The following is a 22,588-nucleotide window of genomic DNA, read 5'->3' as shown; positions in this document are numbered from 1 at the left end:
CGGGCCGGCTCCCCGCATCCAAACCGCCGATCAGGAGCCCCGACAGGGGTCAGGAGGACGGTTTGCTATCCGGATGCGATTCATGCAAACTGTGCCCGCCGATTCCGTTCGGCGGTTATTCGAGAAGTGGACAGGAATGGCAACTGATTACGACGCCCCGCGCAAGACGGAGGACGACTCCGACTCGATCGAGGCTCTGAAGGAGCGCGTCCCGGACCGCATGTCCGGGGTCGTGGACGTCGACGATGCCGACAACCCCGGGAGCTTCGACCTCGCCGGAGCCGACCTCTCCGACCTCGAGCTCGAGACGGTGGTGCTCCCGCCCCAGGCGGACGAGTTCACCTGCGTGAGCTGCTTCCTCGTGAAGCACCGCTCGCAGATCGACCACCAGGAGAAGCTCGGGCCCATCTGCCAGGAGTGCGCCGCCTAGAGCGACGCCGGGGACACCCCCCACGGGCCCCGCGCCCGACCGCACGTCATGATCGCCGCGATCCCCGGATCGCGGCGATCAGTCGTTCCGGGGTCCGCGTGGAGATCAGCCAGTAGGGAGCGGGGTCGGTCGCGTCCAGGAGCGGCACCCTGACGACCGGATCCACCCACCCGCGGATCACGAGGTACGCGCGCGCGTGCAGCCGCGTGCCGCGCTCGGCCGTCGCCTGCGCGCCGCGGAATCCCTCGGGCTCGCCGAGCTGGTCGACGTCGATGGACGCGCGTCCCGCCTGCAGCCGCCCGTCGACGACCCGGACGACCGGGCTCGTGAGCACCAGCGTCGCGACGACGCCCGCGTAGAGCACGATCGCGACGATCACCCCGGCGACGACGCTGATGGGGAGGAACACGAGCAGGCTCGCGGGGATGACGAGGGCGGTGGAGACGAAGAGCCACGGAGCGGGCCACAGCCGCTCGGCGTAGGGGGATGCGGGCATGCGCCTATTCGATCAGATTCCTGCACTAGCCTCGGACCGTGCCCGATCCCGTCGACGTCCTCATCGCGGGCGACGCCCCGATCCCGGCCTACGCGCATCCCGGCGACGCCGGCGCCGACCTCGTGAGCGCGGAGGCGGCGCGCCTCGAGCCCGGCCAGCGCGCGACCATCGGCTCGGGCGTGTCGATCGCCCTGCCGGACGGGTTCGCCGCCTTCGTCCTGCCCCGCAGCGGCCTCGCCGCGCGCCACGGCATCACGATCGTCAACGCGCCCGGCACGGTCGACGCGGGCTACCGCGGCGAGATCCGGGTCACCCTCCTCAACACCGACGCCGAGGCCGCGTACGATGTCGCGGTCGGCGACCGCATCGCGCAGGTCGTCGTCATGCCGGTCAGCCGGGTGCGCTTCGTGCCCGTCGAGAAGCTGCCCGGGAGCCACCGCGGCACGGGGGGCTTCGGCTCCACGGGCACCGGCGCCCTCCCCGCCCGAGATCCAGGAGACCGAACATGACCGACGAGAACGCGAACCAGCCGGATGACGCCGCCGTCGCGGACGACGCCGAGCACGTCCTGGACGCCAAGTCCGCACCCGACGACCGCGCCGACGAGGGCCCTCTCGACGAGACCGAGGCGAACCCCGTCCGTCCGTACGTGGACCTCGGCGGGATCAAGATCCTGCCGCGCGAGGGCCTCCACCTGCGTCTCGAGGTGGCCGAGGGCACGCAGCAGGTCGTCGCGATCGGCCTCGACTTCGCGGAGTCGAGCCTGCAGGTGCAGCCGTTCGCCGCGCCGCGCTCCAGCGGGTTGTGGCACGAGATCCGCACGACCATCGGCGAGCAGATCCAGCGCCAGGGCGGCACGACGCGCCTGGCGGACGGTCCGTTCGGCCCTGAGCTCCACGCCGTCATCCCGGTCGTGCAGCAGCCCGGCCAGCCCGCGGCGAGCACCCGCGAGGCCCGCTTCATCGGCGTGGACGGCCCCCGCTGGTTCCTGCGCGGCGTCATCACCGGCCGCGCCGTGTCCGACCCCGAGGCCGCCGCGGCGGTCGAGGACCTCTTCCGCAGCGTCGTCGTGGTGCGCGGATCCTCGCCCATGCCCCCGCGCGACCTCATCCCGCTGAAGATGCCCGCGGCCCAGGTCGGCACCGCCCCGGGTGCCGCTCCGGTCGGCGAGGGCCCGGCGGCACCGGCGCTGGGATCCTGAGCGTGTCGGGGGAGGGTCCGGTCGGCGAGGGCCCCCAGCACCCGATGCCCGCTGGCGGGCCGTCGGCACCCGACGTCCCGGAGCGCGGATCCGCCCCCGCACCCTCCGAGGCGCTCGGCGCGAGCATGGCGCAGGCGGCCGAGCGCGCGGGCCTCGGGCAGGCCGCACGCGGCGAGACCATGACCGCCGCGACGCTGATCACGGCGATGGGCGGCGTCCGCGGCGTCCTCGAGGCGATCGTGCCCGGGCTCCTCTTCCTCGTCGCCTTCACCATCACCCGCGACATCGTTCTCTCGGTCGCCGTGCCCGTCGTCGTGGCTGTCGTGGCCGTCGTCGCCCGCCTCGTGCAGCGCTCGGCCGTCGCGCCCGCGGTGGGCGGGCTCGTCGGCATCGTGATCTCCGCCGTGCTGGCGCTGCGCTCGGGGGAGGGGCGCGACTTCTACGCGCTCGGCCTCTGGACCAACGGCGCGTACTTCGCGGTGCTCCTGGTCTCGGTCGTGGTCGGCTGGCCGCTCGTCGGCGTCGCCGTGGGCTTCCTCATGGGCGACGGCACGGCATGGCGGCAGGACCGCAGGAAGGCGAGGGCGTTGCGCCTCCTCACCCTCGTCTGGGTCGCCTTCTTCGCCCTGCGCCTGGCCGTGCAGCTCCCGCTCTACCTCGCCGACGCGATCGACGCGCTCGGCGTGGCACGCCTGGTTATGGGCACGCCCCTCTACGGCGTGCTCCTGGTCCTGTCGTGGCTCTTCGTCCGGGCCGTGTACGCGAAGGACCCGGCGGCCGCCGCGACCGACTGAGCCGGGGATCGCCCCGTCGACCGCGCGCCTGGCCGCGCGCCTGGCCGCGCGCCGTCGCGTGCGGCACGGCGACGCGATGCTAGATTCATCTCGACGTCGAGATACATCGGCGCCGTCCCGCCTCGTGTCGGCGCGCCCGATCAGGGTCGCCTTACTGGACCAGGCAGCGGCGGGCGACCAAGATCGGATGACGGGCGGAATGGACTTTCCGCGCCCATCCAGCGAGGGAAGAGGGCCACGTGTCTGCAATCAACAGCTTCGGCGCGAAGGACACACTCCGCGTCGGGGACACCGACTACGAGATCTACCGCATCGACACCGTGGCGGGCCACGAGCGTCTCCCGTTCAGCCTCAAGGTGCTCCTGGAGAACCTGCTCCGCACCGAGGACGGCAAGAACGTCACCGGAAGCCAGATCAGCGCCCTCGGCGACTGGGCGCCCGATGCGGAGCCGGACACCGAGATCCAGTTCACGCCCGCGCGCGTCGTGATGCAGGACTTCACGGGCGTCCCCTGCATCGTCGACCTCGCCACCATGCGCGAGGCCGTCGGCGAGCTGGGCGGCGACCCGACCAAGATCAACCCGCTGGCCCCCGCCGAGCTCGTGATCGACCACTCGGTCATCGCCGACCTGTTCGGCTCCGAGGACGCGCTCGAGCGCAACGTCGACATCGAGTACGAGCGCAACGGCGAGCGGTACCAGTTCCTGCGCTGGGGCCAGACGGCGTTCGAGGACTTCAAGGTCGTCCCGCCCGGCACGGGCATCGTCCACCAGGTCAACATCGAGCACCTCGCCCGGGTCACCATGACCCGCGAGGTCGGCGGATCCCTCCAGGCGTACCCCGACACCTGCGTCGGCACCGACTCGCACACCACCATGGTCAACGGCCTGGGCGTGCTGGGCTGGGGCGTCGGCGGGATCGAGGCGGAGGCGGCCATGCTCGGCCAGCCCGTCTCGATGCTGATCCCCAAGGTCGTCGGCTTCAAGCTCTCGGGCGAGATCCCCACGGGCGTCACCGCGACCGACGTGGTGCTCACCATCACGCAGATGCTGCGCGCGCACGGGGTCGTCGGCAAGTTCGTCGAGTTCTACGGGACGGGCGTCGGCGCCGTGCCGCTCGCGAACCGCGCCACCATCGGCAACATGAGCCCGGAGTTCGGCTCCACCGCCGCGGTGTTCCCCATCGACGACGTCACGCTCGAGTACCTGCGCCTCACCGGGCGCAGCGAGGAGCAGGTCGCGCTCGTCGAGGCCTACGCCAAGGAGCAAGGGCTCTGGCACGACGCGGACGTCGAGCCGTCGTTCAGCGAGTACCTCGAGCTCGACCTCTCGACGGTCGTCCCGTCCATCGCCGGCCCGAAGCGCCCGCAGGACCGCATCGAGCTGACCGACGCGAAGTCGCAGTTCGAGCGCGACCTCAACGACTACGCCCAGGTCGACCACGACATCGTCGAGCTCACGACGGCGATGAGCTTCCCCGCGTCCGACCCGGGCGAGCTCCAGCCGGAGGACGCGCACTCGTCGCACGAGCACCACCACGCGTCGCAGAGCCCGACCTCGGTCACGAAGCCCACGCGCGTCACCCTCCCGGACGGCAGCGACTTCACGCTGGACCACGGCGCCGTCGCCATAGCGGCCATCACCTCGTGCACCAACACGTCGAACCCGTCGGTCATGCTCGCGGCCGGGCTCCTCGCCCGCAACGCCAGCAAGAAGGGCCTCAAGGCCAAGCCGTGGGTGAAGACCACGCTCGCGCCCGGATCCAAGGTCGTCACGGACTACTACGAGAAGTCCGGGCTCACCACGTACCTCGAGGACCTCGGCTTCTACACGGTGGGCTACGGCTGCACGACCTGCATCGGCAACTCGGGCCCGCTGATCGACGAGATCTCCACCGCGGTGCAGGACAACGACCTCGCCGTCACGGCCGTCCTCTCGGGCAACCGGAACTTCGAGGGCCGCATCAACCCCGACGTGAAGATGAACTACCTCGCGAGCCCGCCGCTCGTGATCGCCTACGCGCTGGCCGGGTCGATGAACTTCGACTTCGACTCCGACGCGCTCGGCACCGACACCGAGGGCAACGACGTGTTCCTCAAGGACATCTGGCCGGACGCGGACGAGGTGCAGTCGACCATCGACAGCTCGATCGACACCGGCATGTTCACGCACCAGTACGCCGGCGTCTTCGACGGCGACGAGCGCTGGCGCTCGCTCCCCACGCCCACGGGCGCCACGTTCGAGTGGGACGCGGAGTCCACCTACGTGCGGAAGCCCCCGTACTTCGATGGCCTCACCATGGAGACCACGCCGGTCTCCGACATCCAGGGCGCGCGGGTGCTGGCCAAGCTGGGCGACTCGGTCACGACCGACCACATCAGCCCCGCCGGCTCCATCAAGGCGGACAGCCCCGCGGGCCGCTACCTCGACGAGCACGGCGTCGGCCGCAAGGACTACAACTCCTACGGCTCGCGCCGCGGCAACCACGAGGTCATGATCCGCGGCACGTTCGCGAACATCCGGCTGCGCAACCAGCTGCTCGACGGCGTGGAGGGCGGCTACACCCGCGACTTCACGCAGGAGGGCGGCCCGCAGTCGTTCATCTACGACGCGTCCGAGAACTACCAGGCCGCGGGCACCCCGCTCGTGATCCTCGGCGGCAAGGAGTACGGCTCCGGCTCGTCGCGCGACTGGGCGGCGAAGGGGACGAGCCTCCTGGGCGTCAAGGCGGTCATCACCGAGAGCTTCGAGCGGATCCACCGCTCCAACCTCATCGGCATGGGCGTCGTCCCGCTGCAGTTCCCGGCCGGCGAGACCTGGGCGTCGCTCGGGCTCGACGGCACCGAGGAGATCAGCATCACCGGGCTCGAGGAGCTGAACTCCGGCACGACGCCGCGCACGGTGCACGTCGTCGCGACGCCCACCGCCGACTCGGCCGCGGACGCGCAGACGGTCGAGTTCGACGCGGTCGTGCGCATCGACACCCCCGGCGAGGCGGACTACTACCGCAACGGCGGGATCCTGCAGTACGTGCTGCGCAGCCTGGTCGCGTAACAGCAACCTGAGGAGGCCGGGCGGCGACGCCCGGCCTCCTTCGTGCATGCAGGGCCCTGCGTACACTCGATGAGGCGGGGGTCGCGACATGGCTCCCGATGGAAGGCGGTCAGCATGGGAATCCTCGAGACGATCACGGGACCCCGGGACCTCGACAGGCTGAGCCGCGAGCAGATGCTCGAGCTCGCCGCCGAGATCCGGCAGTTCCTCGTCGCGGAGGTCTCCAAGACGGGCGGCCACCTCGGGCCGAACCTCGGCGTCGTCGAGACGACGCTCGCCATCCACCGGGTCTTCGACTCGCCGCGGGACCCCATCGTCTTCGACACCGGCCACCAGTCGTACGTCCACAAGCTGCTCACGGGCCGGCAGGACTTCTCCCGGCTCCGCGAGTCGGGCGGCCTCGCCGGCTACCCGCAGCGCTCCGAGTCCGAGCACGACATCGTCGAGAGCTCGCATGCGTCCAGCTCGCTGAGCTGGGCGGACGGCATCTCGCGGGCGTTCGGGATCACCGGCCAGACCGACCGGCACGTGGTCGCGGTGGTGGGCGACGGCGCCCTCACGGGCGGCATGACGTGGGAGGCCCTCAACAACATCTCCGACGACAACACGCGGAAGCTGATCATCGTCGTCAACGACAACGGCCGCTCCTACGCGCCGACCATCGGCGGAATGGCCCGGTTCCTCAACACCGTGCGCACCCGCCGCACCTACCGCGGGCTGTACGAGACCAGCCAGCGCGTCTTCGGCGTGTTCGGCGCGCCGGGGGACAGCCTGTACCGCGGCCTGCGCGGCGGGCTCCACGGCTTCCTCACCCGCGTCACCGACAACGAGGCGCTGTACTCCAACCTGGACATCAAGTACCTGGGCCCCATCGACGGGCACGACCAGCAGGCGATGGAGGAGGCGCTCCAGCAGGCCCGCGACTACGGCGCACCCGTCATCGTCCACGCCATCACCGAGAAGGGCCGCGGCTACGAGCCCGCCCGCCGGGACGTGGCCGACCAGTTCCACGCGGTGGGGCAGATCGATCCCGAGACCGGGGAGCCCATCGATCCGTCGCAGGCCGTGAGCTGGACGAGCGTCTTCGCGGACGAGATCCTGGCCCTCGCGGACGAGGATCCCCGCATCGTCGGCATCACCGCCGCGATGCTGCGCCCGGTGGGCCTGCACAAGTTCGCCGAGAAGCACCCGGAGCGCGTGCACGACGTCGGCATCGCGGAGCAGCACGCCGTGACGAGCGCCGCGGGACTCGCGTACGGCGGCCTGCACCCCGTCGTCGCCCTCTACGCCACCTTCGTCAACCGCGCCTTCGACCAGGTGCTCATGGACGTGGCGCTGCATCGCGCCGGGGTGACCTTCGTGCTCGACCGCGCGGGCGTCACGGGCCCCGACGGGCCGAGCCACCACGGCATGTGGGATCTCGCCCTGCTGCAGATCGTGCCGCACATCCGTCTGAGCGCACCGCGCGACGCCACGCGGCTCCGCGAGGAGCTGGGGGAGGCCGTCAGGGTCGACGACGGCCCCACGGTCGTGCGCTTCTCCAAGGGCAACGTCGGGGATGAGATCGAGGCGCTGCGACGCCTCGACGACGGCGTCGACGTGCTGCACGAGTCGGCATCGCAGGACGTGCTCATCGTCACGGTCGGGCCCATGGCGACCATGGGCATCGAGGTCGCCGAGCGCCTCGCCGCGCAGGGGATCGGCGCGACCGTCGTGGATCCCCGGTGGGTCGTGCCCGTACCGCGCAGCGTCGTGGAGCTGGGGGCCGCCCACCGCCTGGTCGTGACGATCGAGGACGGCGTCGTGGTCGGCGGCATCGGCACGCGGATCCGCCAGGACCTCCGTGAGGCGGGCATCGACACCGGCGTGACGGAGCTGGGCCTCCCGGACGAGTTCCTCGACCACGGGACGCGCTCGGAGATCCTCGAGCGCGTCGGGCTCACCCCGCAGCACATCGCGCGGGACGTCGTCGCCCAGGTGCTCGGGAGCCGCGTGCCCTCGGCACGTCCGCTGCCCGGGGTCGAGGAGCGCGTGTCGATCCGCGCGGAGGACGACGAGCAGGCCTGACCGCACGTCGCACGCGGGGAGGGCCCGGCCGCATCGGCCGGGCCCTCCCCTCATCCTGGCGGCCTACGCCACGCCGCGGATCGGCGGGTGGTGGAACGTGTCGCCGAAGGCGCGATCGCTCGCCCCGACGCGGTCGAGGTACGGCGTGAGCCCGCCCATCTGGAACGGGTAGCCGGCGCCGAGGATGAGGCACAGGTCGATGTCCTCCGCCGCGTGCACGACGTCGTCCTCGAGCATGCGGTGCACCTCGTCCGCGAGGCCCGTCTCGACCCGCTCGCGGATCTGCTCCGCCGTCATCGGCTCCGTGCCGCCCTTGACGATGCGCACGGCCTCCTTGTCGAAGCCCGTCGGCCGGCCCTTCGCGTCGCGCGCGAAGATGCGCCCGAGATCGGCGAGCCGGTGCAGGTTCGGGCTCTCGAAGAACCGGTCGGGGAACGCCGCGTGATGCGTGTCGAGCACGTGCGCGCCGACCTTGAGGCCCACGAGCTCGAGCAGCTCGAACGGCGTCATGGGGAGCCCGAACGGCGCGAGCGACCGGTCGACGACCTCGAACGGCGTGCCCGTGTCCACCGCGTGCATCGCCTCGCCGAGGACCTTCGCGAGGATCCGGTTCACCACGAAGCCCGGGGTGTCCCGGGTGATGACGGCGTTCTTCCGGAGCTCCTTCGCGACCCGCATGGCGGTCGACAGCGTCGCGTCGGTGGTCTGCGGCGTGCGCAAGACCTCGATGAGCGGCATCACGGCGACGGGGTTGAAGAAGTGGAACCCCACCACGCGCTCCGGGTGCCGCAGCCGCTCCGCGATGCGCTCGACCGAGAGGCTCGACGTGTTGGTGGCGAGGATCGCGGTCTCGGAGACGTGCTGCTCGATCTCGGCGAAGACGGCCTGCTTGACGCCGAGCTCCTCGAAGACGGCCTCGATCACCCAGTCCGCGTCGGCGAAGTCGGCCTTGTCCGTCGTGCCGGTGACGAGCGCGGTGAGCCGGTTGGCCTCGTCGGGGGACACGCGCCCCTTCTCGGCGAGCTTCCGGATCTCGCCGTGGATCCCGGCGACCCCGGCGTCGACGCGCGCCTGGTCGAGGTCCGTGATGACCACGGGGACCTGGAGGCGGCGCACGAACAGCAACGCGAACTGCGAGGCCATGAGGCCGGCGCCGACGACGCCGACCTTGGTGATGGGGCGGGCCAGGGCCGTGTCCGGGGCTCCCGCCGGGCGCTTCGCGCGCTTCTGCACCAGGTCGAACGCGTAGATGCTGGCGCGGAACTGGTCGCCCGAGATCAGGTCCGCCAGGGCCTCGTCCTCGGCCGCGAAGCCCTCCTCGCGCGTCGTGTTGCGGGCGGCCCTCAGCAGGTCGAGCGCACGGTACGGCGAGTGGGCGACCGTGCCGATGCGCTGCTCGAGGGACTTGCGGGCGATGCCGATGGCGATGTCCCACTTCAGCGTGCGCTCGAGCCGACCAGGTGCGTTCGGGCGCTTCACCTCGATGGCGCCGGAGATGACGCCGTCGGCCCAGCGGATCGACTGCTCGAGGAACGAGGCGGAGGGGAACGACGCATCGGCGATGCCGAGCTCCATCACGTCCTCCGCCTTCAGCGTGCGGTTGTTCTTGAGCGGGTTCTCGATGATCACCTTGAGGGCGTTCTCGATGCCGATGAGGTTCGGCAGCAGCCACGCTCCGCCCCACCCGGGGATGATCCCGAGGAACACCTCCGGCAGCGCGACGGCGGGCACGGACTCGTCGACCGTGCGGTAGTCCGAGTTCAGGCCGATCTCGAGCCCGCCGCCGAGCGCGAGCCCGTTGACGAACGTGAACGACGGCACGCCGAGGCGATGCAGCCGGCCGAGGGTGTCGTGGCCGAGCTGCGCCATCTGGCGGCCGACCTCGCGGCTCGGGATCTCGCCGACCTTGCTGAGGTCCGCGCCGGCGGCGAGGATGAACGGCTTGCCCGTGATGGCCACGCCGCGGATCTCCCCGGCGGCCGCCCGGGCAGCCAGCCCGTCGAGCGCGTCGGCGAGCTCCAGCAGGGTGGCCGGCCCGAGCGTGGAGGGGCGCGTGTGGTCGCGTCCGTTGTCGAGCGTGACGAGCGCGAGCACGCCGCCCGAGGGGAGCGGGACGTCGCGGACGAACGAGTGCGTGACGACCTCGTCGGGATCGAGCGCGACGAGCTCCCGGAAGCGGCTGGTGTCGGTCACGTGTTCCTCTTCCTCTTGCCGGTGAAGTGCGGGTTCTCCCAGATGACGCTGCCGCCCTGGCCGAGTCCGACGCACATGGCCGTGAGCCCGTAGCGGACCTCGGGGTGCTGCTCGAACTGCCGCGCGAGCTGGTTCATCAGCCGGACGCCGCTGGACGCGAGCGGGTGGCCGACGGCGATCGCGCCGCCGTACTCGTTGACGCGCGGGTCGTCGTCGTCGATCCCGAAGTGGTCGAGGAGGCTGAGCACCTGGATGGCGAACGCCTCGTTGAGCTCGAAGAGGCCGATGTCCTCGATCGTGAGCCCGGCCTTGCGGAGCGCCTTCTCCGTGCTCGGGACGGGCCCGATGCCCATGATCTCGGGCTCCACTCCGGCGAACGCGAACGACACCAGGGTCATCTTCGGCGTGAGCCCGAGCTCCTTCACGGCGTCGCCGCTCGCGAGCAGGGCGGCCGTGGCGCCGTCGTTGAGGCCCGAGGAGTTGCCGGCCGTGACGCGGCCGTGCGGGCGGAACGGGGTGCGGAGGCCGGCGAGGCCCTCCAGCGTCGTCTCGGGGCGCATCGCCTCGTCGCGCGTGGCGAGGCCCCAGCCCTGGTCGGACCGCGTCGCGACGGGCACGAGGTCGGGCTGGATGTCGCCGTTGGCGTACGCGAGGGCGGTCTTCTGCTGGCTCGCCAGCGCGTAGCGGTCGGCGCGCTCGCGGGTGAGCGCCGGGAAGCGGTCGTGGATCCGCTCGGCCGTGCTCCCCATGTTGAGGGCGTCCTGGCTCACCAGGCGCTCGGCGAGGAAGCGGGGGTTCGGGTCCGCGTCGAAGCCCATCGGGTGCCGGCCCATGTGCTCGACGCCGCCCGCGATCGCGAGGTCGTACGCGCCGAACGCGATGCCGCCCGCGGTGGCGGTGACGCTCGTCATGGCGCCCGCGCACATCCGGTCGATGGCGAACCCGGGGACGGAGCGGGGGAGCCCGGCCAGGAGGGCGGCCGTGCGGCCGAGCGTGAGTCCCTGGTCGCCCGTCTGCGTCGTGGCCGCGATGGCGACCTCGTCGATCCGGTCCTTCGGCACCTCCGGGTTCCGCTCGAGCAACCCGATCATGGCCTTGACCACCAGGTCGTCGGCGCGGGTCCGCCAGTACATGCCCTTCTCACCCGCTCGTCCGAACGGGGTGCGGACCCCGTCCACGAAATGGACTTCGGCTCTCTCGACCACTGACGCCTCCTCGCATCGATTTCCCCCACCCTAGGAAGAAGCCGGACGGGCGCCGAATCCGTTGACTGTTCCTACGAGGCCTCGTCGTCGGTCACGTCGTCGGCTTGGCCAGCATCGACAAAGGCCGCCGCCACCGGAGCGGCCGTCGCCTCGATCTGCCAGGGCCGGGCGCCCCACGACGCGAGGGCCTCCGCGACCGCGTCGGGCGCGAGGTCGGCGGGCGGCGTCCAGGCGACGCGACGCAGCACCTCGGGGGTCAGCAGGTTCTCCTGCGGCAGGCCCATCCCGGTCGCGACCTCCTGCACGGCGACGCGGGCGCGCTTCAGCCGGCGATCGGCTGCCGGGTCCTTGTCGGCCCAGGCCTTGGGCGGCGGCATGGTCTCGCCCGTGCCGCGGAGCTGCGGGAACTCGGTCGCGGCGAGGCCGCGTTCGACGGCGGCCCACCAGCGGTCGATCTCGCTGCGGCTCGCCCGGCCGGAGAACTCGCGCACGGCAGCCAGGTCCCGCTTGGTCTGCGGCAGGACGCGCGCGACCGCGACGAGGGATCCGTCGGGGACGAGGCGGCCGGGGCTCGTGTCGACCTCGCGCGCGTACGCGTCGCGGGCCTCCCACAGCTCCTTCGCGACCGCGAGGTTCCGACCTCCGCGCACCCCGTGCAGGCCGCTGAGCCGGCGCCACGGCTCGACCCGGGCGGGCTTCGCCTCCTTGGCGATCGTCGCGGCGAACTCCTGCTCGGCGATGCCGGTCTTCCCCTGCTCGTCGAGGCGGCGGGCGATCTCGTCGCGCACGTCGACGAGCAGCTCCACGTCGAGCGCGGCGTAGACGAGCCAGGCGCGGGGGAGCGGGCGGGTCGACCAGTCGGCGGCCGAGTGCTCCTTGGCCAGGTGGATCCCGAGCAGCTCCTCCACCACCGTGCCGAGGCCCACGCGCGGCAGGCCGAGCAGGCGCGAGGCGAGCTCGGTGTCGAAGATGCGCTGCGGGTCGAGGCCGACCTCGCGGAGGCACGCGAGGTCCTGGCTGGCGGCGTGCAGGACCCACTCGACGTCGCGGATGACCTCGTCGAGCTCCGAGAAGTCGCCGACGGCGGGCGGGTCGAAGAGGAACGTGCCGGCGCCGCGGCGGAACACCTGGATGAGGTACGCGCGCTGGCTGTAGCGGAAGCCGGAGGCGCGCTCGGCGTCGACGGCGATGGGACCCGTGCCGCCGGCGATCGCCGCGACGGCGCGCAGGTACTCCTCGCGCGTGTCGATGACGGTGAGGTCACCGGTCGCCGCGGCCTCGCGGAGCGGCGGGCGGGCGGGCGCGTCGTCGGTGGAGGATCGCTGCGCCGGTGCCGCGCGGTCATCCGGCTGCGGCTCCGGTGCCGCGGCGGGAGCGACGACCTGCTCCGACGCGGCACGTCGGGTGCGCGTGCGGGTGCGGGCCACGACGGCGTCGGTCGCCGTCGAACCCGGGACGTCGGAGAACAGGGACGTCCCCATGGCCGGGCGTCCCAGGGCGGCGGGCGTCGGCGGAGGCACGTCGCCGGTGGTCGCGTCGGGGTCGGGGGTGTCGGACGGGGCGTTCACGTCCGGGTGCGTCGCGCTGATAGCAGTGTCACTCCTTCGCCCGCGGGAGGGAGCCCTGCGAGCATGCACAGTAGTTCCCCCCAGCCTTCCACATGGGCGGTCACGTCGGCGTCCGCGGGTGTCCACGAGGCGCGCAGCTCGATCTTGGCGCCGCTGCCCTGGCGGGCGAGCTCGCCGTAGCCGGTGGAGATGATCCGGGTGGCGGTCCCCGACGGCGAGGAGTACCGGGCGCCGCGCGACGCGAGGCCGTCGACGAGCCAGGACCACGCGACGTCGGCGAGGAACGGATCCGTCCCCATGTCGGTCTCCAGCGGCGCCTGCGCGAAGCAGACGACGCGGAATGCGCCGCCCCACGCCTCCGGCTCCTCCGGGTCGTGCAGCAGGATGAAGCGGCCGGTGCCGAGCTCCGAGTCGGCGGCGTGGCCCGAGGGCGAGACGTCCGCGGCGAGCGCCACGGCGTACGGCGCCAGGTTGCTCGAGGGCGAGGGGATCTCCGTCAGCACGAGCTCGGATCGCGTGGTCGCGCGCCGCAGCGCGTCCAGCGCCGCGCGGAACTCGGGCGGATCCTCGGCACTGTCACGGGTGTCTACCACGTGGGCAGACTACGTTCCGGCGCGCCGCGGCCCGGGAGCCACGCCGCGGCGGGGCCGTGCGGCACGGCCGCCGATGGCGGCACGACCAGGGGATCAGCCCCGCGGCAGCGTCCAGCGCGCGTACGTGCGGTGGTCGTCGTCCACGAGCAGCTGGTCGAGCCGCATCGCGGCGTGGACGCCGGATCCCGATGGCACGAGCGGTGTCAGCGGCGTCGTGAGCTCGGGCGACGTCGTGAGGCAGAGCTCGTCGACGCGGCCCGCCGACAGCAGGGAGGCGGCGAGCGCGGGCCCGCCCTCGCAGACGACGTGGGTCAGCCCCTGGCCGCGGAGCGCGTCGATGACGTCGTCACCGCCCATCCGCCCAGCGGCCGCGGCGCCCAGCGGCACCGGGACGATCTCGGCGGGCACGCCCCCGAGCGTCGCGACGGCGCGGTCGCGCGCCTCGGGCGGGCAGAGCACGAGGAGGCGGCCGGGCGCGGCGTCCGGGTCGAACCGGTGCCCCTCCAGGTCGCCCGTGGACGTCGCGACGGCCAGGAGGGTGCGGCGGGGGAGGACGTAGCGCTCGGCGCGCACCGTGCCCGCGCCCACGAGGACGACGTCGGCGAGCTCGCGGATGACCCCGAGGATCCGCCGGTCGACCACGCTCGAGAGGCTGTCGGACGTCCCGTCCGCGCCGATGACGCTGCCGTCGACGGACGCCACGAAGTTGAGGCGCACGTGGTCGGCGGATCCCGGTCGGTAGAGGTCCTCGAGCCACTCCCGGGTGCCGTCGTCGTCGAGCCCGCGGGTGGCCGGGTCGTCGCCGGGCCCGGCGACGGGGATGGCCCGGGTGATCCTCACCCGGCGAGCCGCTCGCGCACCTGGCGCTTGACCCGCCCCAGCATCGCCGTCATGCCGCGCATGCGCAGCGGCGACACGGCCGCGTCGAGCCCGATGGTGGACGGGTAGTCGTCGGGCACCGCGAGCACCACGTCGGCGGGGAGCCCGTCGAGGCCCTGCGCGAGGATCGACGCGAACCCGCGGCTCGTCGGCGCCTCGGCGGGCGCCTGGGCGTGCACGTGCACGTCGCCGTCGACCACATCCACGAACATGAACACCGGGGACTGGCACTCCTCCACGCGCTCCAGCAGGTCGGGGTGCTCGGCGTACCGCGCGGGCAGCTCGGGCAGCTCGTTGCTGAAGTCGAGGAGGAGCAGGAGCCGGTCGCGCTGCTCGAGGGCGAGGAAGTCGTCGCGGATCTCGGCGAGCGCCGCCGGCAGCTCGGGGGACGCGGTCATCGGGCGGGCAGCTCCCCGGGCTCGGCGCCCTGCACGATGGGGACGCGGACCGCGGAGCCCCACTCGGTCCAGGAGCCGTCGTAGTTGCGGACCCCCTCGAAGCCGAGCAGGTGCGTGAGCACGAACCACGTGTGGCTCGACCGCTCGCCGATGCGGCAGAGGACCACCACGTCGTCACCGTCCGCGAGGCCCGCGCCGTCGCGGTACACCGCGTCGAGCTCGGCACGCGTCTTGAACGAGCCGTCCTCGGCGGCGGCCCTGGCCCACGGGACGTTCTGCGAGGTGGGGATGTGGCCGGCGCGGAGCGCGCCCTCCTCGGGGTAGGCGGGCGCGGTGGTCCGCTGGCCCGTGTACTCCTCGGGGCTGCGGACGTCGATGAGCGGGTTGCCGAGGTGCGCGAGCACGTCGTCCTTGAACGCGCGGATCTCCTCGTCGCGGCGCTCCACGACGGGGTACTCGACGGGCGTGACCTCGGGGCGGTCGGTCGTGGTCGGGCGGCCCTCGGCGATCCACTTGTCGCGGCCGCCGTCGAGCAGGCGCACGTCCTCGTGGCCGAACAGCGTGAAGACCCACAGGGCGTACGCGGCCCACCAGTTGCTCTTGTCGCCGTAGATGACGACCGTGCTGTCGCGCGCGATGCCGCGCTCGGACATCAGCTCGGCGAACCGCGCGCCGTCGACGTAGTCGCGCTGGACGGGGTCGTTGAGGTCGGTGTGCCAGTCGAGCTTCACGGCGCCGGGGATGTGGCCGGTCTCGTAGAGCAGCACGTCCTCGTCGGACTCGACGACCACGAGGCCGGGCGTCAGCGCGCCGTCGGCGAGGCGCTCCTGCAGCCAGTCGCCGCTCACGAGCCGCTCCGGGTGGGCGTACTCGGCGAACCTGGGGGTGGTGTCCTGTTCGACGGCCATGGGGCTCTCCTGATCTCGCGGCCCGCGGGGCCGCGCTGGGTGGGACGCGGATTAGTCTGGTGGGTGTCCCGCGGGCACCAAGCGCCGCGCGTCGACCACCGTCCACGGTAACGGTTCGCCCTGCGCGGGACTTCCCGACACCGCCACATGACAGCCGGAGACCCACCTGTGACGAACGCCGACATCGGATCGCGGAGCCACGACGCGGAGGGCACCGGACCCGGCGCGCTCGTCGGCCGCTCGCCGAGCATCACGGGAGCCGAGATCGCCGCGCACCTCGTGCCCCCGCGCCAGTTCGACGAGGCCAGGTTCGACACCTACCGGCCCGACCCCGAGTACGACACGCAGGCGCAGGCGGTCGAGGTGCTGCGGTCCTTCTCGGGCGACCGCGGCGGATCCCGCGGCGGTCTGTTCTCCCGGAGGAAGGCGCCCGCCCTGAAGCCCGGCGTCTACCTCGACGGCGGGTTCGGCGTGGGCAAGACGCACCTCCTGGCGTCGCTGTGGCACGCCATGCCGGGACCCAAGTACTTCGGCACGTTCATCGAGTACACGGCGCTCGTCGGGGCCCTCGGCTACCACGGCGCCGTGGGGATCCTCCGCGGCGCGACGCTCGTGGCCATCGACGAGTTCGAGCTGGACGACCCGGGCGACACGATGATGATGACGCGCCTGCTGTCCGACCTCGTCGCCGACGGCACGCGCATCGCCGCGACGAGCAACACGCCGCCGAACGCGCTGGGGGAGGGGCGCTTCGCCGCGGCGGACTTCCTGCGCGAGATCCAGGCCATGAGCGACCGGTTCGACACCATCCGCATCGACGGGCTCGACTACCGGCGCCGCGCCTTCGAGGGCCACGCGGTCACGGTGGACGCCGACGACCTCGACGCGCGGGCGGCTGCCGCGCAGTCCGGCGGCCGTGCCGTGACCGTCGACGGGTTCCCCGAGCTCGTCGCGCACCTCTCGCGGCTGCACCCCTCCAAGTACGTGAAGGTCATCGAGGGCGTGGACGCCATCGCGCTCCGCGACGTCACCCAGCTGCAGGGCCAGACCGACGCGCTCCGCTTCGTCGCCTTCGTCGACCGGGTCTACGACGCGCAGATCCCGCTGCTCGCCTCCGGCACGCCGTTCGACGAGGCGTTCTCGGCCGAGATGCTCGCCGGCGGCTACCGCAAGAAGTACCTGCGCGCGATCTCGCGGCTCATCTCGCTCACCGCGGCCGGACGCGACCTCTAGCCCACCGCGCTCCGCCGTCCCTGGATCGGGGGCCGTCGCCGGCATCCCCGCCGCGCGCGGAAACACGATGTTCACACGCCCGCCATCCGTGTAACGCGCCGGAAACACGTCCGGCGAGCCGGCGAAACCTCGCCCCCCGACACTGGACGCGTACCCGGCATCCGGCTCGCGCCGAACCACCCGACCACACGGGCGGCCGCTCGCCACCGTCCGGTGCGACCCCTGCACGATCTACGAGAGGTGAAACACCATGGATCAAGGCAACACCGCCTTCCTCCTGATCGCCGCGGCGCTGGTCCTCCTGATGACGCCGGGTCTGGCGTTCTTCTACGGCGGACTCGTCAAGGCCAAGAGCGTCATCAGCATGATGATGATGAGCTTCGGGGCCATGGGCCTCATCGGGCTCCTCTGGGTCCTGTACGGCTACGCCATCGCGTTCGGCAACGGCCCCGACGGCGCCGCGGGCAACCCGCGCTTCGTCGGCATCGACGGCGTCCTCGGCATCGACCTCGGCCAGCTCGGCCTCGGCGACGCCTACACCGCGGCCCTCGGCGACCAGACGTCGGCGTACCCGACGCTCGCCTTCGCGGCCTTCCAGGCCACGTTCGCGATCATCACGGTCGCCCTCATCTCCGGCGCCATCGCCGACCGCGCCAAGTTCGGCGCGTGGATGGTCTTCGCGGGCGTGTGGGCCACGGTCGTCTACTTCCCGGTCGCCAGCTGGGTCTTCAACTTCACGGTCGCCGACGGATCGACCGTCGACGGCGGCTGGATCGCCTACAACCTCGGCGCCATCGACTTCGCGGGCGGCACGGCGGTCCACATCAACGCGGGTGCCGCGGCGCTCGCCCTCTCGCTGGTCCTCGGCAAGCGCGTCGGCTTCGCCAAGGGCATGCACGTGCCGCACAACCCGCCCTTCGTCCTCCTCGGCGCCGGCCTCCTGTGGTTCGGCTGGTTCGGCTTCAACGCCGGGTCCGAGCTCGCGGCCGACGGCATCGCGGCCATCGCGTTCCTCAACACCATCGCCGCTCCGGCCGCCGCCATCCTCGGCTGGCTCGTCGTGGAGAAGATCCGCGACGGCAAGCCGACCTCGGTGGGCGCCGCGTCCGGCGCGGTCGCGGGCCTCGTCGCCATCACCCCGGCGTGCGCCGCGCTCTCGCCGACCTGGGCGATCGTCCTCGGCCTCGTCGCCGGTGCCGTCTGCGCGGTCGCGATCGAGCTCAAGTTCAAGCTCGGCTTCGACGACTCGCTCGACGTGGTGGGGATCCACCTCATCGGCGGCCTCATCGGGACGCTGTACATCGGCATCTTCGCGACGAAGGTGGGCCTCATCTACTCGGGCTCGCTCGACCAGCTCGGCAAGCAGGCCCTCGCCGCGTTCGCGGTGCTGATCTACTCCTTCGTGCTCTCGTACGTCATCGGCACGATCATCCAGAAGACCATGGGCTTCCGGGTGAAGAACGAGGACGAGATCGCCGGCATCGACACGATCGTCCACGGCGAGGAGGGCTACGTGCTGGAGACCTCCGGCCGCTGACCCGCTCCGCTGCACGACCACGACGGGCGCCGCACCTCGCGAGAGGGCGGCGCCCGTCCGTCGTGTCGCTGTCGCCGCGTCGCGCGGGGCGCGACCAGCCCTGTTCGCCCTGCGCGGAGCGAGCGCCGGAGCCGGTGGGTCGGATGCCGCCCGGGCGTACGGTGGACGGAGGCGGTGAGGAGCGCACGACGACACCTCCCGCCCCGACGTGACCATCGAGACGAAGAAGACGAGAGCACATGGCATCCCCCCTCATCACCCTGAACAACGGCGTCACCATCCCGCAGCTCGGGTTCGGCGTCTTCCAGACCCCGCCCGCCGAGACGCAGCAGGCCGTGGAGCGCGCATTCGAGGCGGGCTACCGCCACATCGACACCGCGGCCGGCTACTACAACGAGGAGGGCGTGGGCGCCGCGATCGCCGCGACGGGCATCCCGCGCGAGGAGCTCTTCATCACCACGAAGCTCCGGAACGGCGACCAGGGCGCGGACAGCGCCCGCAGCGCGTTCGAGGACAGCCGGCGCAAGCTCGGCGTCGACGCGGTGGACCTCTACCTCATCCACTGGCCCTACCCGAAGCACGGCCTGTACGTCGAGACCTGGAAGACCTTCGAGGCGCTGCACGCCGAGGGCCTCATCCGCGCGATCGGCGTCTCCAACTTCCTCCCGGAGCACCTGGAGAAGCTGGCCGCCGAGTCCGACGTCGTGCCCGCGGTGAACCAGATCGAGGTGCACCCGACGTTCCAGCAGCACGACCTCTCGACCTTCTCGGTCGAGCGCGGCATCGAGGTCGAGGCGTACAGCCCGCTCGGGCAGGGCGCGGACCTGGAGTCCGAGATCGTCACCCGCCTGGCGAAGGAGCACGACGCCACCCCCGCGCAGATCGTGCTCGCCTGGCACCTCGCGCAGGGCCGCATCGTGATCCCCAAGTCGGTCACGCCCGAGCGCATCGTCGCCAACTTCCAGGCCATCGCGGTCGAGCTCTCGGTCGAGGAGCTCGCGGAGATCGACACACTCGAGACCGGCACGCGCCTCGGCGCCGACCCGGCCACGGCGGACTTCACGCAGTTCCCGTCCTGATCCGACCGCCGGCACGCCGGCAGCACGACGCCCGTCCGGCCCTTCGCCTGGCGGGCGTCGTCGCGTCGGCGCCCCCGTGCCCCGCGACGCTCGTGCGTGGAGCCGCGAGGGGGCTAGCGTGAGCGACACGCCGCTCCCTCCGGCCGGGGGCCAGAGCCTCGGACCGGCTGGGGCGCGGACCACCGTCAGGAGCATCGTGACCGATCACGCCGTCCCGCATGTCCGCCTCGCCGACGCGCTCAGCGCCGTGTACGAGCGCATGGACGCGTTCGTCTACGGGAGCTGGGACGGCCTCACGGGAGTGCAGATCCTCATCCTCCGACGGCTCTCCGGCGCCGAGCGGATGGACCGGGCGTCGCTCGCCCTCGACACCCGCACCGCCCGCGCGGCCACCGTGCCGAGCCTCGCGTCGCTCATCCAGAAGGGGTTCGTGCTCGAGTCCGAGGACCCGGTGGGCTCGTACCTGCACCTCTCCGACGGCGGTCGGGCACTGCTGCTGGGCGTCCGCGCCGCACGAGCCGAGTGGCTGGAGCAGGCCGCGCTCCAGGCGATCCCGCCCGTGCACGGTGCCGACCTCCTGCGGGCCGCGGCGCTGCTGGAGCACCTCGGCGCCTCGGAGCCCCGCTGAATCGGCAGGTCGCGACCGGTGGTCTGCGCGGCGACGACCTGGTCGCGCGCCTGCGGGCCGCCGGATGCGTGTTCGCCGAGGAGGAGGCCGCCCTGCTCGTCGCCGAGTCCGAGGACCGGCATCCCCCTGCCGGCCCGGGTGACGGGGGAGAGGCTCGCGCGGAGGAGCTCGAGCGGATGACGGCGGCCCGCGTCGCCGGGGAGCCCCTCGAGACGGTCCTCGGCTGGGCGGCGTTCGCCGGGCGGCGGATCCTCGTGCGTCCCGGCGTCTTCGTGCCGCGCCGACGCACTGAGCGCCTGGCCCGGGCCGCCGTCGCCGCGGCGCGGACGGCCGACCCACCGGTCGTCGTCGACCTATGCTGCGGATCGGGCGCCATCGCCGCCGTGGTCGCGGACGACGTGCCGGGCGCGGTCGTGCACGCGGCCGACGTGGACCCGGTCGCGGTCGCCTGCGCCGCGGAGAACCTCGTGCCGCGCGGCGTCGACGTGCACCGCGGCGACCTGCTCGACGCCCTGCCCGACGACCTCCGCGGGCGGATAGACGTCCTCGTCGCCAACGTGCCCTACGTGCCCCATTCCGCGATCGACCTCATGCCGCCCGAGGCGCGCCTGCACGAGCCGGAGGCCACGCGCGACGGCGGCGCCGACGGCCTCGACGTGCTCCGGCGGGTGGCGCGCGGCAGCTGCTCCTGGCTCGCACCCGACGGGCTGCTCCTCGTCGAGGTCGCGGACGCGCAGCTCGACGCCGCCCTCGACGCCCTCGCGGCCGCCGGCCTGGACGCGCAGCTCGAGCCGAGCGACGCGAGCGACGCGAGCGACGACGAGGACGACGGCACCCGGGTCGTCACCGGCAGACGCCCGCGCTGACCCTCGTCGCACGGCACGGCGACGCGACCACGGATCCGCACGCTGCCGCGGATCTCGTTGCCTCCTGTCCACAACCTCCTCGGCGGGCTGCCGGTCCTCCCTAGGGTCGCGGTGTCCCATCCACCGTACGAGAGGCACCAGTGACCTTCACCCCACCCCGTCCCGAGGCGTCCGTCCGCACGACGCCGTCCCTCCCGAACCCCGGCGCCCGCCGTCGCCCCCGTCGCGGCCTGGCCGCCCTCGCCTCGGCCGCCGCCGTCCTCACCGCGGTCGCCGTCGGCGTCCCCGTGGGGTCCGCGTCCGCGGCCGCACCGAGCACCCCCGTCTCCGGCATGGAGGTCCCCGCCCTCAAGGACGTCCTCGGCGACGCCGGCATCGAGCACGTCGGCGTGGCGATGGGCAGCGGCGAGGTGCAGGGCGCCTCGGCCGATCTCATCGCCCGCCACTTCAACGCCATGACCCCGGAGAACGAGGGCAAGGCCGACGCCATCCAGCCCGTCGAGGGCCGGTTCGACTTCACCGGCATCGACAAGCTGCTCGACTTCGCCGACGCGCACAGCATGAAGATGTACTTCCACGTCCCGTACTGGAAGCCGCAGACGCCCTATTGGTTCTTCCTCGACCACGGCCGGCCGCTGACGAACAGCCCGGCCGACCAGGCGCTGCTGAAGGCGCGCATGGACGCCCACATGAAGGCGATCGCCGACCACATCGCGTCCCGCTACCCGAAGGGGAACAGCCCCATCTGGGCCATGGACGTCGTCAACGAGGTCATCGACGACGGCCCCAACGGCAACCCGCACGACATGAAGGACACGCCCTTCTTCCGGGTGCTCGGCGAGGGCTTCGTCGACGAGGGCTTCCAGCTCGCGAAGAAGTACTTCCCGGGCGTCAAGCTCTTCATCAACGAGTACAACACCGACTCGCCGAGCAAGCGCGCCGACTACCTCGGGCTCGTCTCCGACCTCCTGAAGCGGAACATCCCGGTCGAGGGCGTCTCGCAGCAGAGCCACATCGGCCTCCGCAGCAACATCGAGGAGCTGAGGAACACGATCCACGCGGTGAAGGCCCTCGACCCGAACCTCCTCCAGGCCATCTCCGAGCTGGACGTCGGCGCGTCGCAGGCCGCCGCGACGGGCAACAGCGAGAACCGGAACCACACGGCGCCGATCTACTCGAACCCGGACGACACCGCCGCGGCAGTGGGCTGGGTCTACAAGGACCTGTTCACGATGATCCGGCAGGAGGCCGCGAACCTCGAGTCGGTCACCTTCTGGGGGTCCGACAACTCGCGGACCTGGCTGCACGGCCCGTCGATCGACCAGCCGTGGGACCAGCCGCTCCCGTTCGGGACGCATCAGGAGGCCATGCCCGCGTACTGGGGCATCGTGAGGCCGGACCTGCTCCCGCCGCGTCCGCCGCTGCCGAAGGGCTGATCACCGCACGCTGCACGACCGCGG

20 protein-coding genes are annotated in these 22,588 nt (G+C 72.3%); 12 read left to right on the top strand and 8 right to left on the bottom strand.

Annotation, left to right across the window (positions count from 1 at the left end; translation table 11 throughout):
- The first annotated feature begins 136 nt into the window (after window positions 1–136).
- Window positions 137–430 carry a DUF4193 domain-containing protein gene (locus tag ITJ44_RS01015; RefSeq protein ID WP_012038342.1) on the top strand — a complete coding sequence of 98 codons (294 nt, stop codon included), beginning with the start codon at window positions 137–139 and terminating at the stop codon, window positions 428–430.
- Window positions 431–476: 46 nt separating this feature from the next.
- Here ITJ44_RS01015 and ITJ44_RS01010 read toward each other — a convergent pair whose 3' ends face one another.
- Entirely contained in the window at window positions 477–926 is a 450-nt protein-coding gene (locus tag ITJ44_RS01010; RefSeq protein WP_194632940.1) for a DUF3093 domain-containing protein, read from the bottom strand.
- A gap of 38 nt (window positions 927–964) precedes the next feature.
- Here ITJ44_RS01010 and dut point away from each other — a divergent pair, with 38 nt between their 5' ends.
- The 5 genes from dut to dxs all read left to right on the top strand — a co-directional run bounded on the left by dut (window position 965) and on the right by dxs (window position 8,041).
- Window positions 965–1,435 carry a dUTP diphosphatase gene (dut, locus tag ITJ44_RS01005; protein ID WP_194632939.1) on the top strand — a complete coding sequence of 157 codons (471 nt, stop codon included), beginning with the start codon at window positions 965–967 and terminating at the stop codon, window positions 1,433–1,435.
- Complete coding sequence (locus tag ITJ44_RS01000; protein ID WP_194632938.1) at window positions 1,432–2,127, top strand: DUF3710 domain-containing protein; 696 nt, start codon at window positions 1,432–1,434, stop codon at window positions 2,125–2,127. The genes dut and ITJ44_RS01000 overlap by 4 nt, the downstream gene beginning before the upstream one ends.
- 2 nt (window positions 2,128–2,129) lie before the next feature.
- Window positions 2,130–2,921 carry a DUF3159 domain-containing protein gene (locus ITJ44_RS00995; protein ID WP_194632937.1) on the top strand — a complete coding sequence of 264 codons (792 nt, stop codon included), beginning with the start codon at window positions 2,130–2,132 and terminating at the stop codon, window positions 2,919–2,921.
- A 239-nt stretch (window positions 2,922–3,160) separates the two neighbouring features.
- Window positions 3,161–5,974, top strand: a complete 2,814-nt coding sequence (acnA, locus tag ITJ44_RS00990) for an aconitate hydratase AcnA (protein WP_194632936.1) — start codon at window positions 3,161–3,163, stop codon at window positions 5,972–5,974.
- A gap of 114 nt (window positions 5,975–6,088) precedes the next feature.
- Window positions 6,089–8,041, top strand: a complete 1,953-nt coding sequence (gene dxs, locus ITJ44_RS00985; RefSeq protein ID WP_194632935.1) for a 1-deoxy-D-xylulose-5-phosphate synthase — start codon at window positions 6,089–6,091, stop codon at window positions 8,039–8,041.
- Between the two features lie 63 nt (window positions 8,042–8,104).
- Here the strand turns inward: dxs and ITJ44_RS00980 are convergent, their stop codons facing one another.
- The 7 genes from ITJ44_RS00980 to ITJ44_RS00950 all read right to left on the bottom strand — a co-directional run bounded on the left by ITJ44_RS00980 (window position 8,105) and on the right by ITJ44_RS00950 (window position 15,785).
- Entirely contained in the window at window positions 8,105–10,234 is a 2,130-nt protein-coding gene (locus tag ITJ44_RS00980) for a 3-hydroxyacyl-CoA dehydrogenase NAD-binding domain-containing protein (RefSeq protein ID WP_194632934.1), read from the bottom strand.
- On the bottom strand, window positions 10,231–11,439 hold the full coding sequence (locus ITJ44_RS00975) for a thiolase family protein (RefSeq protein ID WP_194632933.1): 1,209 nt from the start codon (window positions 11,437–11,439) through the stop codon (window positions 10,231–10,233). Before ITJ44_RS00975 ends, ITJ44_RS00980 begins: the two co-directional genes overlap by 4 nt.
- 71 nt (window positions 11,440–11,510) lie before the next feature.
- Window positions 11,511–13,007: an HRDC domain-containing protein gene (locus ITJ44_RS00970; protein WP_194632932.1), complete on the bottom strand. Its 1,497-nt coding sequence runs from the start codon at window positions 13,005–13,007 to the stop codon at window positions 11,511–11,513.
- Window positions 13,004–13,600, bottom strand: coding sequence for a DUF3000 domain-containing protein (locus ITJ44_RS00965; protein ID WP_194632931.1), 597 nt, complete (start codon window positions 13,598–13,600; stop codon window positions 13,004–13,006). The genes ITJ44_RS00970 and ITJ44_RS00965 overlap by 4 nt, the downstream gene beginning before the upstream one ends.
- Window positions 13,601–13,693: 93 nt before the next feature.
- Window positions 13,694–14,440 carry a dihydrofolate reductase family protein gene (locus ITJ44_RS00960; protein WP_194632930.1) on the bottom strand — a complete coding sequence of 249 codons (747 nt, stop codon included), beginning with the start codon at window positions 14,438–14,440 and terminating at the stop codon, window positions 13,694–13,696.
- A complete protein-coding gene (locus tag ITJ44_RS00955) occupies window positions 14,437–14,877 on the bottom strand; it encodes a SufE family protein (RefSeq protein ID WP_194632929.1) in 441 nt (146 codons plus the stop codon). The genes ITJ44_RS00960 and ITJ44_RS00955 overlap by 4 nt, the downstream gene beginning before the upstream one ends.
- Window positions 14,874–15,785, bottom strand: a complete 912-nt coding sequence (locus ITJ44_RS00950; protein ID WP_194632928.1) for a sulfurtransferase — start codon at window positions 15,783–15,785, stop codon at window positions 14,874–14,876. Before ITJ44_RS00950 ends, ITJ44_RS00955 begins: the two co-directional genes overlap by 4 nt.
- A 168-nt stretch (window positions 15,786–15,953) precedes the next feature.
- On the opposite strand from ITJ44_RS00950, the gene zapE reads away from it, so the two are divergent.
- The 6 genes from zapE (at window position 15,954) to ITJ44_RS00920 (ending at window position 22,564) form a co-directional block, all read left to right on the top strand.
- The gene (gene zapE / locus ITJ44_RS00945; protein ID WP_194632927.1) at window positions 15,954–17,018 is read left to right on the top strand and encodes a cell division protein ZapE; all 1,065 of its coding nucleotides are present in this window, start codon (window positions 15,954–15,956) and stop codon (window positions 17,016–17,018) included.
- Window positions 17,019–17,268: 250 nt separating this feature from the next.
- A complete protein-coding gene (locus tag ITJ44_RS00940; RefSeq protein WP_194632926.1) occupies window positions 17,269–18,555 on the top strand; it encodes an ammonium transporter in 1,287 nt (428 codons plus the stop codon).
- Window positions 18,556–18,794: 239 nt separating this feature from the next.
- Entirely contained in the window at window positions 18,795–19,634 is an 840-nt protein-coding gene (locus tag ITJ44_RS00935) for an aldo/keto reductase (RefSeq protein WP_194632925.1), read from the top strand.
- Between the two features lie 196 nt (window positions 19,635–19,830).
- Window positions 19,831–20,262: a MarR family transcriptional regulator gene (locus tag ITJ44_RS00930; RefSeq protein WP_194632924.1), complete on the top strand. Its 432-nt coding sequence runs from the start codon at window positions 19,831–19,833 to the stop codon at window positions 20,260–20,262.
- A gap of 23 nt (window positions 20,263–20,285) precedes the next feature.
- The gene (locus tag ITJ44_RS00925) at window positions 20,286–21,128 is read left to right on the top strand and encodes a putative protein N(5)-glutamine methyltransferase (RefSeq protein WP_194634002.1); all 843 of its coding nucleotides are present in this window, start codon (window positions 20,286–20,288) and stop codon (window positions 21,126–21,128) included.
- A 140-nt stretch (window positions 21,129–21,268) separates the two neighbouring features.
- Window positions 21,269–22,564: an endo-1,4-beta-xylanase gene (locus tag ITJ44_RS00920; protein ID WP_194632923.1), complete on the top strand. Its 1,296-nt coding sequence runs from the start codon at window positions 21,269–21,271 to the stop codon at window positions 22,562–22,564.
- Window positions 22,565–22,588: the final 24 nt, after the last annotated feature.

The sequence above is a fragment of the Clavibacter sp. VKM Ac-2873 genome, assembly GCF_015351075.1.
Classification (GTDB): Bacteria; Actinomycetota; Actinomycetes; order Actinomycetales; family Microbacteriaceae; genus Clavibacter.
The sequence above is the reverse complement of the archived record's forward strand: the minus strand, read 5'-3'. Positions and strand labels throughout refer to the sequence as shown.

Excerpts from the sequence above, each read along its gene's own strand:
- ITJ44_RS01010 (WP_194632940.1), bottom strand. The coding sequence starts at position 926 with ATGCCCGCATCCCCCTACGCCGAGCGGCTGTGGCCCGCTCCGTGGCTC.
- ITJ44_RS00950 (WP_194632928.1), bottom strand. The coding sequence starts at position 15,785 with ATGGCCGTCGAACAGGACACCACCCCCAGGTTCGCCGAGTACGCCCAC.
- ITJ44_RS00955 (WP_194632929.1), bottom strand. The coding sequence starts at position 14,877 with ATGACCGCGTCCCCCGAGCTGCCGGCGGCGCTCGCCGAGATCCGCGAC.
- ITJ44_RS00940 (WP_194632926.1), top strand. The coding sequence starts at position 17,269 with ATGGATCAAGGCAACACCGCCTTCCTCCTGATCGCCGCGGCGCTGGTC.
- dxs (WP_194632935.1), top strand. The coding sequence starts at position 6,089 with ATGGGAATCCTCGAGACGATCACGGGACCCCGGGACCTCGACAGGCTG.
- ITJ44_RS01015 (WP_012038342.1), top strand. The coding sequence starts at position 137 with ATGGCAACTGATTACGACGCCCCGCGCAAGACGGAGGACGACTCCGAC.
- ITJ44_RS00935 (WP_194632925.1), top strand. The coding sequence starts at position 18,795 with ATGGCATCCCCCCTCATCACCCTGAACAACGGCGTCACCATCCCGCAG.
- ITJ44_RS01000 (WP_194632938.1), top strand. The coding sequence starts at position 1,432 with ATGACCGACGAGAACGCGAACCAGCCGGATGACGCCGCCGTCGCGGAC.